Annotated in this window: 14 protein-coding genes; 2 read left to right on the top strand and 12 right to left on the bottom strand. The window is 60.3% G+C overall.

Going from position 1 to position 15297, the window contains the following annotated elements; translation table 11 throughout:
* Positions 1-21 precede the first annotated feature (21 nt).
* From AC13RE_RS23620 to oiaX, 12 genes are all read right to left on the bottom strand, one after another.
* Entirely contained in the window at positions 22-1275 is a 1254-nt protein-coding gene (locus AC13RE_RS23620) for an ABC transporter substrate-binding protein (protein WP_488564741.1), read from the bottom strand.
* A gap of 87 nt (positions 1276-1362) precedes the next feature.
* A complete protein-coding gene (gene dhaL / locus AC13RE_RS23625) occupies positions 1363-2001 on the bottom strand; it encodes a dihydroxyacetone kinase subunit DhaL (protein ID WP_488564742.1) in 639 nt (212 codons plus the stop codon).
* Positions 1998-3017 carry a dihydroxyacetone kinase subunit DhaK gene (locus AC13RE_RS23630; protein WP_488564743.1) on the bottom strand — a complete coding sequence of 340 codons (1020 nt, stop codon included), beginning with the start codon at positions 3015-3017 and terminating at the stop codon, positions 1998-2000. The genes dhaL and AC13RE_RS23630 overlap by 4 nt, the downstream gene beginning before the upstream one ends.
* 57 nt (positions 3018-3074) lie before the next feature.
* The gene (gene apnL, locus AC13RE_RS23635; RefSeq protein ID WP_488564744.1) at positions 3075-4958 is read right to left on the bottom strand and encodes a D-apionate lactonase; all 1884 of its coding nucleotides are present in this window, start codon (positions 4956-4958) and stop codon (positions 3075-3077) included.
* Entirely contained in the window at positions 4955-5989 is a 1035-nt protein-coding gene (locus tag AC13RE_RS23640; protein WP_488564745.1) for a Gfo/Idh/MocA family protein, read from the bottom strand. Before AC13RE_RS23640 ends, apnL begins: the two co-directional genes overlap by 4 nt.
* A 1-nt stretch (position 5990) precedes the next feature.
* Positions 5991-7055: an ABC transporter permease gene (locus AC13RE_RS23645; RefSeq protein WP_132718374.1), complete on the bottom strand. Its 1065-nt coding sequence runs from the start codon at positions 7053-7055 to the stop codon at positions 5991-5993.
* Positions 7052-8605 (bottom strand): sugar ABC transporter ATP-binding protein, encoded by a 1554-nt coding sequence (locus AC13RE_RS23650; protein WP_488564746.1) that lies wholly within the window; start codon positions 8603-8605, stop codon positions 7052-7054. The genes AC13RE_RS23645 and AC13RE_RS23650 overlap by 4 nt, the downstream gene beginning before the upstream one ends.
* Entirely contained in the window at positions 8602-9246 is a 645-nt protein-coding gene (locus AC13RE_RS23655; protein WP_488564806.1) for a DUF2291 family protein, read from the bottom strand. The genes AC13RE_RS23650 and AC13RE_RS23655 overlap by 4 nt, the downstream gene beginning before the upstream one ends.
* Before the next feature lie 188 nt (positions 9247-9434).
* Entirely contained in the window at positions 9435-10376 is a 942-nt protein-coding gene (locus AC13RE_RS23660; RefSeq protein ID WP_488564747.1) for a substrate-binding domain-containing protein, read from the bottom strand.
* 79 nt (positions 10377-10455) lie between these two features.
* Positions 10456-11283 (bottom strand): phosphogluconate dehydrogenase C-terminal domain-containing protein, encoded by an 828-nt coding sequence (locus AC13RE_RS23665; protein ID WP_488564748.1) that lies wholly within the window; start codon positions 11281-11283, stop codon positions 10456-10458.
* A gap of 90 nt (positions 11284-11373) precedes the next feature.
* Positions 11374-12708 carry a four-carbon acid sugar kinase family protein gene (locus tag AC13RE_RS23670; protein ID WP_488564749.1) on the bottom strand — a complete coding sequence of 445 codons (1335 nt, stop codon included), beginning with the start codon at positions 12706-12708 and terminating at the stop codon, positions 11374-11376.
* Between the two features lie 5 nt (positions 12709-12713).
* Positions 12714-13973, bottom strand: a complete 1260-nt coding sequence (gene oiaX / locus AC13RE_RS23675) for a 3-oxo-isoapionate-4-phosphate decarboxylase OiaX (protein ID WP_488564750.1) — start codon at positions 13971-13973, stop codon at positions 12714-12716.
* A gap of 177 nt (positions 13974-14150) precedes the next feature.
* Between oiaX and AC13RE_RS23680 the strand changes: the two genes are divergently transcribed.
* Positions 14151-14855 carry a transcriptional regulator NanR gene (locus AC13RE_RS23680; RefSeq protein ID WP_132718388.1) on the top strand — a complete coding sequence of 235 codons (705 nt, stop codon included), beginning with the start codon at positions 14151-14153 and terminating at the stop codon, positions 14853-14855.
* Positions 14856-14959: 104 nt separating this feature from the next.
* A complete protein-coding gene (locus AC13RE_RS23685; RefSeq protein WP_015342989.1) occupies positions 14960-15172 on the top strand; it encodes a hypothetical protein in 213 nt (70 codons plus the stop codon).
* Positions 15173-15297 lie beyond the last annotated feature (125 nt).

The following is a 15297-nucleotide window of genomic DNA, read 5'->3' on the forward strand; positions in this document are numbered from 1 at the left end:
ATTGGCGGCCCCCTCGATAGATCAGGTACGACCGGCGATGAAGGTCTGCAGCTGCTTGGCAGCATCGGCCGGCTGGACGTTGCCGGAGGCGACATCGTTGATCACCCGGAAGTATTCGGTTGTCACGTCAAGCGGGAAGGCCTGGTCGCCATTCATGTAGACCTTGCTGTAGGTCTTGAAGATCTCAAGCCATTTCGCCTCGAGCGGCTTCTGGTCGGTGTACTGGACATTCTTGTTGACCGAGATCGAGCTGATCTGGCCAACGAGATCCTGCTGCACTTTCGTCGACAGGAAATAGTCGAGGAACTTGGCGGCAAGATCCGGGCTTTTGCTCTTGGTGCTGACGTAATTGTACTCGGCAAAGCCATAGAGGCGATTGGTGTTCGTCGGGAACGGCACGATGCCGTAATCGTCGAGATTGACCTTGCTGCCGCTCAGCTGGCTGACCAGCCAGTCGCCTTCGAGCATCATCGCGGCGCGGCCGGCGACGAACAGCGTATAGGACTGCTGGTTGCTGATCCCCATGAAGGGCTTCAGCGTGTAGTCCTTCGTCCATTTGGCGAATTCGGTGAAGGCGTCGGTCGCGCAGGGCTCCTTCGTCCAATCGGCCTTCATCGCCATCAGCGCGTCATGCTTGTCGGCGCCGCACTTGGTTTCGAGCAGCACGTCCATCAGGCGCATGACATGCCAGTTGACCGAGCCGCCGAAGGTGAAGGCCGGAATGCCGGCGGCCTTGAGCTTGTCGGCTGCAGCCAGAAGCTCCTCGTAGGTCTTCGGTTCCCCGGTGATACCAGCCTTCTGGAAGAGCTTCTTGTTGTAGTAGATCGCCTCACCCTTGAAGGTGAAGGGAACGCCATGCTTGCCGCCGGGATAGAGATCGGCAAAAGCGGCGGCGGACGGAAGCAGTTCGTCGTTCCACTTGTATTGAGTATAGTATTTGTCCAGCGGCAGCGAGAGGCCCGCCTTCACATATTCGCCCCCAAGGCCAAGTCCGGCCCAGCTGAAATAGATATCCGGGCCTTTGCTCGAACCCGCTGCAACACGAAGCGCGGTCTTGTGCTCATCGACGCCGCGCTGGACGATTTCGATATGGGTGCCGGGATTGGCGGCTTCGAAATCCTTCGCCACCTTCTTAAGCGCGCTGTTTGCCGCACCATTGTCGAAGTTCAATGTCCACAGCGTCAGGTCTTCCGCGGCGACATTGGTTGCCGAAAAAGCCGTCGCCGCTATCGCAGCAGCGCCGAACCAACGCGCATATTTGAAGTTGCCAGCCATTTCCCGTCCTCCTCTGAGCAAAGCTGAGGGCGGTTTTGACAAATCGTTGTCAACATGTCAACTGGTATGATGAGCTTATCAGCAGTATCATATGAAGTGGTCGCGAAAGCAGGCCATAACGACGACGGCCGACGCGGCGCCAGGATCCATGTGCCCCAGCGCTCGGTCGCCGAGGCGCGATGACCGGCCTTTTGCCGCGATCATATCTTTGGTGGCTTCGGCACCCGCTTCACCGGCTTCAAGAGCGGCGGCCAAACAGCTGGCAAGTGAAAGCCCTTGATCCCGGGCAGCGCGGCTGGCGGCGGCGGCGGGCGTCCAGGCATCGACCATGGTCTTTTCGCCGACCTCCGCCTTGCCTCGATCCTGGATGCCCTTGGCGAGGGCCGAAAACACCTCGACCATATCGTCGTCGTTCAGCGTGCTCTTCCCTTTGGCGACGGCACCCGCACGCATTAGGGCGGTCGCATAGAGCGGCCCGGACGAGGCACCCACGGCATTCAGGAAGGACTTCGCTGCCGTGTTGAAGACCAGCGTCGGATCGGATGTCGATGAATCCAGCTCCGAAACCGCTTTAGCTGCGGCGGCGAAGCCTAGCTCCATGGCGATGCCGTGGTCGGCATCGCCGATGACGCCATCCAGCTCGCAGAGATGGTCCTTCTCGCGTGCCATCGCCTCGGCGATGCGCACGAACAGCAACTTCAGGTCTTCCGTTGTAATCGTCGTCATGACAGCGCCTCGCCGGAGCGGAACATGGCGCAATCGCAGGGGTGATCGATGAGCCGCTGCAGCTCGTCGTCCAGATGCATGAGGGTGATCGAGGCACCGGCCATTTCCAGGGACGTGCAATAGTTGCCGACCAGCGATAGGTGAATGACGACGCCCGCATGGTCGAGCATCGACTTGACCTTGCGCATCATGATGTAGAGTTCCATCAGCGGCGTCGAGCCAAGCGAATTGACGAGCACTGCGACCCGGTCGCCCGGCGCCGGCTTCATCTCATCGAGGATTTTGCCGACAAGTTCGCTCGTTACTTCGTCTGCCGATCGCATTGGTCCGCGAGCGACACCGGGCTCGCCATGAATACCCATGCCGATTTCCATCTCGTCGGCGCCGATCTCGAAATTCGGCTTGCGTGTCTGTGGCAGCGAGCAGGGTGAAAGCGCAACACCCATCGTATAGGTGCGCTCATTCGCCCAGCGTGCCACCCGTTCCACATCGTCGAAACCGTACATCAGATCGCAGGCGGCACCGGCGGCCTTGAAGATGAAGACATTGCCCGCAACCCCGCGACGGCGTTCTTTCTGATCGATCGGCGCCGAGGCGATGTCATCCGTCGTCAGGACGGTACGCACCTCGATATCGTCCATGGCCAGCATTTCCGCCGCCATGTCGAAATTCATGACGTCGCCGGCATAATTGCCATACATGAACAGCACGCCGGCGCCGCCATCGACGGCCTTGGCGCATTCGATGATCGGATCGGGCGGCGGTGAGGCAAAGACATTCCCTATAGCGGCGGCATCGGCCAGCCCCTTGCCGACGAAGCCGAGAAATGTCGGCTCATGCCCGGAACCACCGCCGATGACCAGGCCGACCTTGCCGGCTCGCGGGCCATGGTTTGCCACGATCGAGCGTGGCGATCCTTCAACGGCGCGGAGATGGCGCGGATGTGCTGCCAAGATCCCAGCTAGCATTTCATCCACGGCGGCCGCGCCTTCGTTGATCAGCTTCTTCGTCTTCACGCAGTCCTCCAAATCATTGCGATTGTTGGGACTAACATGCGCGTCTACGATTGAAGGTCAATCCATCAACTCAGCCGAAAGAGTGCCGTAGGCATCAAGCATGAGCCTGTTGCTTCCGCTCTGTTCCTTAAGTCGGAACTCCCCCAACTCCACCAGTTGTGGGATGGGTGTGATACTGACCAGATGGAGCGACCGCGCTCCGTCGGATTGTACCGTGATGAAGCTGAGTATCGCGCTCGGATCGGACGACCGGCATTCTTGCCATTGCTTGCCGGCGAGGCGTGACAGCGTCGCAATCGTATTGAACAATGGCCGTTTGGCGCCTGCCGCCGACGGCTCGTTCGCTGCGGCGATTAGCCCAAAGGAGCCTGTCAGCGCCGAAAGCGTCAGGCATTCCAATCCGGCATCGAGGACACGGGCGGCGTAACCCAACGCAAAAGCTTCCCCGAAGCGGGCATTGTGACGCGGATCGATCTTAGCCATGGCGATACGGCCGCCGCGGGGATTGTCCATTGTCCGGCTGCCATAGGGATTCTGTCGCATCGGTATTGTGGATGGGCCGATACGGTAGGGTTTGTCGCCGTAGATGGCACGTATGGAACGTGTGATGAATGGCAGTGCTTCCAGCGTCTGCATGACGCTGAGATCGTCGGCTGCATGCACGATCGGATTCGTGCAATGAGTGATGAAATCCAGAGCGCCCGCGGGCACTCGTTTGCGATTGAGTTCGGTGAAGTAGCTCAGCATGCCGCCGCCGATACGCATATCGGGAAAGGCCGCATGCGCGGCGGCGTAGACCTCCTCGAGCGGCGGACATTCCGGCCATTTGCTGCCCGGCGGGGTCGATTGCCGGTCGACGGAAGGCGAGATCATGATTGCATCGGGTTTGAAGCCGGCCGCCTGCATCCAGTCTGCTATTTGCTGTGTCTCGACGAGAGGTGTCTGGCGGCAGGGCAATGCGATTTCGAGCGTCGATTTGCCTGGATGGAGTGCGGCAACGGCGGCGAAGCGTCTGAAGGCGTCGGCACCGTGGCCGGCATCGGGATCGAAGTGAAACAGCAGCTCCTGCGGTCCGATTTCAGCCAGCCGGTCGCGCGCAGCTAGCGTCGCATCCGCCTCCTCCGGCGTAATGACAAGGCCGATGGACGGCATGATTCCGGACCTTGCTCCAGCGCTAAGCCCGACCGCGGGCGTTTCTTCCGAACCATAGGTGGAGGCGGGAGGCAGGCGGCGCATATCCCCGATGGTCAGAACGATGCGCTGCCGCATCGGCTCTCCAGCCGGAATTCGATAAGGCCAGGGTAGGGCGAGTGGGCGAACGTAGGTCTTGTAGGAAGCATCGGACCAGTTGCGCTGATCTTCCATCTCGAAGGTGTCGCCTTCCATGCGGCATTCGGCTGTTACGTTCGCCACCACGCTATGTGTAATCGCCCGCATATCCTTGAAGGGCTGCCAGGGTTCGATGAGGTCGGGAAAATGCGTGCTCTCGTGGCTGCCGTCGACATGCTCAACCGAGACAGGCATCCCGGCAACGCCGACGATCGGGTGCAGGATACAGAAGCCGCAGCGGTTGGTTTCGAAGCCGGTCGTCGAGAGCGCCGTTGCTTCGAAGATCAGGGCCTCGTCGACTTGAGCCGTTATCCGAACGTCGACTGTAAGCTCGGTGGTCTCGGGGCCAGCGCAGTGCGCTAGATAGCTGACGAAAAAGCCATCGTGACGCTGCTCGATCCGTAGATCGTCGATATCGGGCGAATAGGTGCCCCAATCGCGATCGCGGATCAGATAGGAAACAGCCCGCAGAACCTCGATGCCATCATAGCGAATGGTCCGGAGATTGCCGTCCTTGAAATCGACATCCAGCCTGCCCGAAGTCAGTCGCATCGGCGGCGTTTCGAGCTCGCGCGTGCCGTAAAGCTGAAACGGATCGATCTCGGTCTTCATCGCAGCATCGCTCCGATATCGATCAGGCGCCCGCTGGCCGCACTCTCATAGGCGGCCTCAACAAGTGCCAGCGTCTTGAGATTGTCGGCGCCTGACGTGGAAGTCTCGCCGCCATAAGCAAGACGGTCGATCCAATGCTGCTGGATCGCCAGAACGCTTTCCTGGATATTATGCCAGGGGCGCGAGGCCCAGGACAGAAGTCGCGGCGATGCGTCCGTAACGCTCGCGCCATCGGGGCCATTGACCTCGAGGTGATAACCTCGCGAGAGGCGAATGCTACCCTTCGTGCCGTCGAGTTCGATCAGCGTCTCCGGAAAGGGTTCGGTCGCAAGCTTGGAGGCGTAGCTGACGTCGACGATCGAGGTCGCGCCGTTCCCATGGTCGAGCAGGATGGTTGCAACATCCTCGCCCTTGATCTTGGGATTGACCCGTTTGGTGCGGGCCGTCAACGAGGTGACGTCGCCGAGGATGAAGCGGGCGATATCGAGCGTGTGGATACCGAGATCCTCGATAATGAACCGTTCGCCTTCGGCCAGATAGGGTTGCCCCGAAAATACGTCGTAGCCGGAGCGGAAAGAGAAACGCCCCCAGAAGGGCTCGCCGATCGCGCCGGACTGGAGGGCATGCTTGACGGCCTGAATAGGCGTCTGCCAGCGAAAGTTCTCATGCACCATCAGCGGCACGCCGGCCGCAGCACAGGTCGCAACCATGGCTTTTGCATCGCTCAGCGTCTTTGCGAAAGGCTTCTGGCAGATCGCCGGGATATTGTGAGAGGCCGCCATCTCCACCAGGGCGCGATGGCTTTGCACCGTCGTTGCGATGTCGACGAAATCGAAGCCGCCGTCGATGAACATCGCTGCGGCATCCGCATAGCGACGCTCAATGCCGAACTGGTCGCCGACGATCTTCAGCCGCTCCGGGTCGCGATCGCAGATCGCAACGATGCTGGCGCCTTTGATGTCTCGCCACGCATGCATCTGATTGATCGCGAAAAAGCCGCAACCGATCAATGCGCCCTTGAGTTCTGCCATTTCAGCCTGCCTTTGCCATTTGCATGAGAGTTACGCGCTGCTGGAGGCGCCGTTGCGCCTGATCCACGACGACAGCGATGATGATGACCAGCCCCTTGATGACCATCTGCCAGAAGGATGAGACGCCCATCATCACGAGCCCGTCCGAAAGAATGCCGATGACGAAGGCGCCGATGATCGTCCCGCCGATGGTGCCGCGGCCGCCGGACATGGAAGTGCCGCCGAGCACGGCCGCCGCGATCGCGTTCAGCTCGAAGCTTTCGCCGGTTGCCGGATGTGCCGCCATCAGCTCCGACGATATGACGATGCCGACGATCGCGGCGCAGAGGCCTGAGAACATATAGACGAAGATCTTGACCACATCGACGCGGATGCCGGACATGCGCGCGGCGCGCTCGTTTCCGCCGACGGCGAAGATGTGCCGGCCAATCGGCGTCGAGCGGGCGACGTAAGCGGCGAGTAGCGCGAGCACGATCAGGATCCAGATGGAAACCGGAAGGCCGAGCAGGCGGCCGGCGCCAAAGACATCGAAGCCCGTCGTGTCATATTCCGGCCGCCCGACCAGGTTCGGGAAGGTCTGACCGTCGGAAGACAGAAGCGCCAGGCCGCGGGCGATGTAGAGCGTTCCAAGCGTGGCGATGAAGGGCGCGACGTTGAGCTTGGTGATGAGCAGTCCGTTGATGAGTCCAATCCCTAGGCCGACGGCCAGTGTGATGAGGATGATCTCGTAGATGTTGAAGTAGACCGTATATCCGATCGGCAGTTCGACGCCATTCAGGATGAGGGCACCGGCCACCATGCCGCAAAGGCCGACGATCGAACCGACCGATAGATCGATCCCGCCGGTGACGATCACGAAGGTCATGCCCATGGCGAGAAAGGCATTGAGCGCGACATGCTTCGACATCAGGATGATGTTGGCGGTCGAGGTGAAGTTCGGGGCGAAGATCGCAAAGAAGATGACGACAGCGAACAGCGCGATGAAGGTCCTGAGCTTCATCAGCGTCAAGAGAACGGAGCCGTTCGAGCGATTGGTCGCAAAGGCGGAGGACGTATCTGCGGTCATGACGCGAGTTTCCCTGTATGTCCGTGTCCCTTGGCGGATGCCGCGATGATGGCCTCTTCCGTCGCTTCGCTTCGGTCGAGAACGGTCACGAGCTTGCCGTTGCTGAGCACTGCGATGCGGTCCGAAAGTGCCATGACCTCTTCAAGGTCCGATGTTGAAAACAAGATTGCCAGGCCCTTGCTGGCGAGCCTGCGCATGGTGCGAAAAACGTCGGCCTTGGCGCCGACATCGATGCCGCGGCTCGGCTCGTCCATCAAAAGCACCTTCGGGTCGGTCATCAGCGCCTTGCCGATGACGACCTTCTGCTGGTTGCCGCCGGACATGGAGGTGACCTCGAAATCGGGATTGGGCGCCTTGATGGAGAGATCGCGGATCATGTCGCGAATGGCGTTCTTTTCGGCACCTGGATCGATATGGAAAAACAGCCGGGCGAAGCGGCCGAGGCTCGCAAGCGTCAAATTGCTGGCGATCGACAGCACCTGCACTAATCCTTCGCGCTGACGGTCCTCCGGAATCAAGGCGAGGCCATGCCGGATGCGCCGGGTGGTGTCGCGGGCGCGAACCTCCACGCCATCGATGTAGATCCGCCCGGTCGAATGCATATGCCGGCCCATTACGCATTCGAAGAATTCGCTGCGCCCGGCCCCCATCAGGCCGTAGATGCCGAGGATTTCGCCGGCACGCACCGACAGCGAGACATGATCGACGGCAAGGCCGCCGGTACGTCGCGGCAGGCTGATCTCTTCGGCGCGGAAGGCTTCCTTGCCGATCGTATGGCCTCCGTCCCTGGCAAAGTCCTTGGCATCCGATCCGATCATCGACCGGACGATCCATTTCGTATCGATATCGCGAACCATGGCCTGGCCGGTGATCTGCCCGTCGCGCAGCACGGTAATATAGTCGCCAATCCGCATCAGCTCGTCCAGCCGGTGCGAGATATAGACGATCGCCACGCCGTGAGCCTTCAGCTCCGCAATAACCTTGAACAGAATATCGACCTCCGCCGCGGATAGCGCCGATGTCGGCTCGTCCATGATGAGGATGCGGGCATCGAGCGAGATGGCCTTGGCAATCTCGACAAGCTGCTGCTGTCCGATCGGCAGGTCCTCAACCATGGTTTCGGCGCCTATTCCGGCATCGAGCCGATCCAGAAACTCGTTGGCCCTTGCGATCTGTGCCTTATGATCGATACCGAAAATGCCGCGGGTGATTTCGCGCGTGGCAAAGATGTTTTCGGCCACCGTCATATTGGCGAAGAGATTGAGCTCCTGGAAGATCATGCCGATTCCGCGCGCCTGCGCGTTGGCCGGGCTGCTGAAGGAGACTTCCTCGCCCTCAAGCAGGATGCGCCCCGAAGTCGGCCGTTCGACGCCGGCGATGATCTTCATCAGGGTAGATTTGCCGGCGCCGTTTTCGCCGACGAGCACGTTGACCGCGCCGCGGTGCAGCTCGAGGTTGGCGTGCTTGACGGCGACGATGCCGGAATAGACCTTGGAAACGTCCTCCAGGCGCAGGATGATGTCGTTGCTTGTCGTTTCGCTCATGGTCATTGCCCCAACGTCAGGGCCGAAGGGGTGATCAAAGGAAGCTGACCGGATGGGGGCAGCGGAAACGCACCCGTCACAGTGATCGTCTTCCCAACCAGCCCGTCGCGAGGCAGAGCTGCCAGAAAGGATGCGTTTGCCTTCTCATTGAAGGCCTTGCCGAACTGAGCCCATTCGATCTGGTTCCTGAATTCGTTGAAGTCCAGGAAATCCAGCGCGTCGCGCAGCGCCGTGCCGCGGACCGCCGGACCGATCTGCACCTTTACATCCGCCTTGCCGTCGCCATCCACATCGACATCGAGGGTTCCGGCGCGAGAGGCTGTGTCGGCAGCCACGATGTTGCCACTCAGCTTGACGGCGTAGGTCCAGGGCGATGAAGCCTGTTTTCGCGGATTTCCGTATTTCGCGCCGGCGTCATCGGGATTCGTTGCTATCGCCTGCAACACCGTCTTGAGTTCGCCCGCGCGTTTATCAATGGCGGGCAGCACCTGGGATTGCCAGATCGCCTCCACTTTGGTTGCAGGGTCGAAGGCACTCTTTGCCGCCGCTGCCGCTTTCTCCTCGGGCGTCGGCGTCTTGATAATCTTGCAGCCGGGCAATGCCGCGGCCAATACAAAGGCCACGAGCGCGCCTCTGATCCTCAACATGCAATGCACCTCGATTTTGCAGAAAAGCTCCGGAGAGCGCGGTTTTGCCGCGCCCTCCAACCCAGAGCGTGATGCCGAAAAGTGTAGGCGGTTTTCGGACGACATCACGCTCTACTTCTTTGATTCTAGGCCGGATTCAGATTTTAGGTCGAACAGACCTAAAATCATCCGGCTCTAGTGGTCCGCCATCAGTTCTTCAGTGCGAAGGTTTCAAGCTTGTCCGCGTTGTCGGCATTGATGAGGACGCAATCCATCAATTGCTTCTCATCCTTCGGCGCCGTCTTGTTCTTGATGTAGGCGTCGGCCTGTTCGACCGCTTTCTGAGCCTGGGCATAGGCCGGCTGCATGACCGTTGCCTTGATACCACCTGCCTTGATCGAATCGCGGACATCGTTGGAGCCGTCGAAGCCGACGACGATCACGTCCTTGCGACCGGCGGCCTGCAGGGCGGCAATCGCCCCCATCGCCATGGTGTCGTTGCCCGAGATCACGCCCTTGATGTCAGGATTTGCCTGCAGGATGGTTTCCATCTTGGCATAAGCCTCGGTCTGGCTCCAGTTCGCCGACTGCTTGGCGACCAGCTTCAGATCCGGATAGTCGTCGATGACGTCGTGGTAGCCCTGCGAGCGGATACCGGCATTGGTATCGGCTTCGCGGCCGACGAGTTCGGCATAGTTACCTTTCTCGCCCATTAGCTTGACGAATTCCTGGGCTCCGAGCTGTGCTCCCTGGTAATTGTTGGAAACGATCTGGGCGACGGCGATGCCGGTGACGTTGATTTCGCGGTCGATGAGAAAGGAGGGGATGCCTGCATCCTTGGCCTTCTTCAGGGCAGCGACCGTCGCATCCGCGCCGGCATTGTCGAGGATGATGGCTTTGGCGCCACGTCCGATGGCGGTGTCGATGACTTCCGATTGCTTGTTGGCATCGTCGTCATGCGTCATGACGAGTGTCTCGTAACCCAGCTCTTTTGCCTTGGCTTCGGCGCCGACGGCCTCTGCCTTGAAGAATGGATTGTCGAAGGCCGGCGTGATGATCGCGATCAAATCGGCCGCGAAGGCCGGCACTGCCGTGCCCAGCGCCAGTGCAGCGGTAAAGGCTGCAAGTGTCAGTCTGCGTCTCAGTTTCATGGTCTCCTCCCAGTTATGAAACAGGCCCTGTTCCCGGCAGGGCGGCAAAGGGAGGGCGACGCCCTCCCGGGAACGTCGATCAGGTGATGCGACGGATGCTGTCTGCGATTTCCTGCGGCTCGAACACCTTCTTCCAGTCGTCGCGCATCAAGGCAGGAATGCCGAATTCGATCGCCTTGTTGCAGGCGTCGGAGAAGACGCCATCGACTTCCTTGAAGATGACGGCGCCGAGCACGTTCATATGGCCGAGCAGGAAGTCGCGGGCAGCTTCCGATGGAACGCCGCGGGCGACGCACTCATCCATGGCCTGGCGCATGACGACGAGCAGCGAGGCGCAGACGGTCTCTGAAAGACCCGGCTCCAGCATCGCCATCTGCTCGACGGTGACGCGGTGCGAGCGCATGACGGGCGCCCAGATGACCTTGGCGATTTCCTCGCCGAGGGCATAGGCACTTTCCGGACCCTGCATCAGCGCGGAGACGATATGCTGTTTGGCAAAGAGGCCGCCGAAATGATCCTTCTTCGCCTGCATGTCGGTCTCGTCATTGAAGATCGGTGGATGGCAGGGGTGGGTGACGAAATAGGTGAGGTCTTCGCGCTGCGGCAGATGGCCTGCAAAGGGGGCTGCGGCATCGAGAGCGACGACCATCGTACCGGGCTTCAGCTTGTCGACGATGCCGGCGGCGACCTTGCCGATCGCCGTGTCAGGTACAGCAAGGATTACGACGTCTGCGCCATCCAGCGCGGTATCGACGGGGACGCAATCGATGGAAAGGTCATTCTTCAGGCGGGCTTTACCGGCATCGCTGACCTCGACATGGCGCACATCGAAGCGCGAGCCTTTCAGGTTCTTGGCGAGCCGGTAGCCCATTTTGCCGCCGGCGCCGAAAAGAGCAATTGCAGTCATGTTAGTACCTCGTTCACTTTCAGAATGTGGTATCGCAAGTGGTATGATGAGTCAATGAGTATGCCAATATCATGCTGAAGAACGACGCAGCTATGATCCCCTGCCGTCGCGGATCTGCGCGAAGTAATCGTCTGTGCCGACCTGCCCGCCTTTCAGCGCGATCTGCAGGCCGTTGGTGGGCGCGTAGCTGCCATGGGCGGTGCAAAGCGGCGATCCCGGCGTTTGCGGTAATGGGAGAAGTGTCGTCAGGGCTTCGACACGCAATTCCTTGAGCGCATGGCTCGACGTATCACCGCCGGCGATGACGGCGCGGCCGAGATTTTCCGCTTCGATCAACCGTCGCAGGATCGTGCCGAGAGCTTGCCCCAGGCGATGGCGAGCGCCGGGAATACGGTCGATATCGCCGCCGCGGTCGGCGGAAGGGCCGAGCGCCGTATGAAGGATGACACTGCGTCCGGCCTTTAGGCTGGCTACGCCCGAGGCCACTGCCGCATCCAGCGTCTGCCCGGCATCTTCGCCGACAAGCGCCAAGGGGTCGAGATCGATGCCGTCAAAACCATTGGCCGTCGCGCAGCGGATCTGCCGTTCAGTCGTCGGCGATACACTGCCGGAGACCACAGCCAGACGATCGACCTTGCCGGGAGGAGCGAACTCCGGCTTCTCTCCGATCAGACTTTCGCTGCGCCAGGCATCGAGAAGGGCATATTCGACACCGGATGAGCCCGCGACGAAGGCGTTGCCCTTGCTTGCCAGACGCCATAGCTGCCGTCCTGCGCCTGCCTGCGTTTCCGCACTATCGACGTCAAGCAGCAGGATACCCTCCTTGTCTCCCGTCAGCGCATCGATCCGCGCATCGGCGTCGGCTGCGCGGATCGTGACGAGATCGGCGAGGCTGACGGGGAGGGACGTCTGCCTGCTCAGATGCACGGCTAGATCGGCCTCATCCATCGGCGTGACGGGATGCCGGCTCATGACAGGATGCCGGTCGATGCGGAAGATTTTGCCCTGATAGGCCGCGAAAAGGTGGCCGAAAGCGGTGTAGCGCTTGAGCTGCGGCGCTCCGACCACGACCGGTACGACGGATTGCGCAAAGAGCGCTTTTCCGATCTCGATTGCCTTGCCGATGTTGCCGATCCTGGGGCTGGAATCGAAGGTCGAGCAGACCTTGTAATGGCATATCGCGGCATCGAGGCTCTTCAGCCATTCGAATGCTGATGTCAGATGCTCGTCCATCCATTGCGGCGTCTCGCTGCGGCTGGTGCCGGCAATGCCGATGGCGCGGCAATCCTTGAACCGCTCCAGCGTGGCTTCGCTCGGAACGCCGAGAAAGAGAGCCGTCGGCACGCCGTTCGAGGCAAGCGCCTCCATGACGTCGGTGGAGCCAGTGAAATCATCGCCGTAATAGTTGAGAAGAAGATTGGACATTGCTCTCAGGCGTCCTTGCCGTCACTGAATTTTGCGATCGAGGCGGCAAGTTCCGGGTGGTCCTTGGCATATTGTTCAAGCGGAATGTCCGAAACCGCCGCCTGCCAGGCCTGCTGGATCGCACGAACGCCGGCCGCCGGTCCGAAGGGGTGGCTGACAATGCCGCCGCCGCAGAGATAGAGAAGGTCCGTCGTCCGGCCGGTGCGCTGATAGGTTTCGGGCGCCTGGCCGCCCCATTGACCGGAACCGGCAACGGGGAGCGGACAGTCTGTGGGGTCGAAGAGCGGCGTGCGGATCGCCTTGAAGGATTCGACGAAACTGTCGTCCGGTTCCCAATATTTGATCCTGATGCCATTGATCTGGAACTGGTCGACGCCGAGCAGGCGCCAGAACTGCTGATACACCTTGAAATCCATGCCGGCGCCGGGATGGCGGGTCAGGATATCCCAGCCATTGCGATGCGCATGCAACACCAGCCCGGAGCGCTTGCGCAGGAAGCTCATGCCGCCGAAGCCGATGGAATTGATGTTGACGACGGCGCAATTGCCGCCTGCCTTCAACACGAGATCGTGGTTGCGCATCATCTCATCGGGATCCGCATGCGAAATGCCGAAGGCATACATGACCTTCTTGCCGGTCTTCTGCTCGTGATCGAGGATCAGCGGCATAATGGCCTCGACGCGCTCTTTGAGCGGCGAATAGGCCGGGCTCATCAGCTTCTCGTCGTCCTTGATGAAGTCAACACCGGAGCCGATCAGCTCGCCGACCAGTGCCGCCGTTTCTTCCGGCCGAAGGCCGAGCGCCGGCTTGACGATGGTGCCAATGATCGGGCGGCCGTTGACGCCGGTCAGGCGCAAGCTGCCGGCAACGCCGAATTGCGGGCCGGGATGCACGTTGCGGAAGGCCTCCGGCAGCTTCATGTCGACGATGCGGATGCCGGTCATGCCCTTGATCGAGAAGACGCCGCCGATCGCGATCGTCATCAGTGCCGAAAGATCGGTGCCGATCGCATCCAGCGGAAAGGCGATGTCGACATCGGCCCGATGGATCGGACCGTGGCCCTCGGCCACCTCCGGCCAAGTCGGACGCTCCGCGTCAGCAAGGGGATGGATCGCGACGACACGCGCGGCCACGCGCGCCTTGAGTTCTTCCGTCTCGCCCGGCACAGCGACGAAGGTGCCTGTCGACTGATCGCTGGCGATCTTGCGAGCCATCGCCTCGATACTGCCTGGCGTTTCGATACGGTAGGTGATGGTGATGGTCATGAGTGGGTGAATGCTCCTCTCGCCGACGATTTTCCGCGTGGCGCAAACTGGTGATCTGGTATAATGAGTATTCCAACTTCTGCAAACTATTTTTTGCCCGGTTGTCGGTAGGGTGGGGCTTCCGCCATGGCGGCCAAAAATGCATAAGGGAGTAAAGCTTTGGGAAAGCGGGATTCCATGGGCGAGCCAGTCGAACAAATTGTACGCCGAAAGCTATCCGATGAAGTATTCGACCGGCTGGAACGGTTGATCACGTCGGGAGAGCTCAAGCCGGGTGATGAGATGCCGTCAGAGCGTGTCCTCATGGAACGCTTCGGTGTCGGACGTCCGGCGATCCGGGAGGCCATGCAGGCCCTTGCCAATATGGGGCTGGTCAACATCTCCCATGGCGAACGTGCCAAGGTGCTTCAGCTCACGGCGAAGTCGATCTTTCGGCAGGTCGACCTGACCGCAAAGATCATGTTGTCGCAATCACCTGATTCCCTTGAACAGTTGAAGAGCGCCCGCATCTTCTTCGAGCGCGGCATGGCACGCGAGGCCGCACAGCGCGCGAGCAAGAAAGATGTTGCCGATCTCCGTGAGATCATCGACCGGCAGCGCAACTCACTCGGACATGCCGAGGACTTCATTTCTGCGGACATGCAGTTCCATACGCGCATCGCCCAGATTTCCGGCAATCCGATCTTTGCTGCCGTCAGCGAAGCGATGCTCGCATGGCTGAAAGCCTATCATACCGACATGCTGATCTGGACTGGCAAGGAAAAGTTCACGCTTGTCGAACATGAGGAAATTCTTGCGCGTCTGGCTGAAAACGATGCCGATGGCGCCGAGCAGGCGATGCTCAAGCATCTGGAAAGATCGCGCGCGCTCTATACGAAATGAGCCCCATCGGTGTTCGCCTGCCACGGCGCCGCGGCTCAGTGCCTTTGTCGTAATTCCTCCCCAATCCTTATGGAATCTGTTGGCACTCAAACGAGGTGTGCGTGATGATTGATTTCTTTCAGCGAAACATGGCGCTATTCCTGGCCGCTCTCATGACGGCGGTGGCCATAACCCTTTACAATCTGAGCTGCCTTCTGCTCAGGCATCACCATACGATGCTGCACAATCTGCATCATGCGGCAGGCGCGTTGGTCCTCCTCGCCGGCTTCTACACCATGATTCGCTACATGCAGGCGTTGCCGGAGGATGAAGGCTAGAAATACGCCAAACTCCGAAATTCGAGCCGGCAATTTCAGATAGAGTTCAGCCTGCGCGGCTATATCCTCAGCTTGTCCCGATATGAAATTGGCGACACCTTCGCCAGGTGTTGCCAAGTTCAATT

It is taken from the genome of Martinezella sp. CNPSo 3959, from assembly GCF_057784355.1.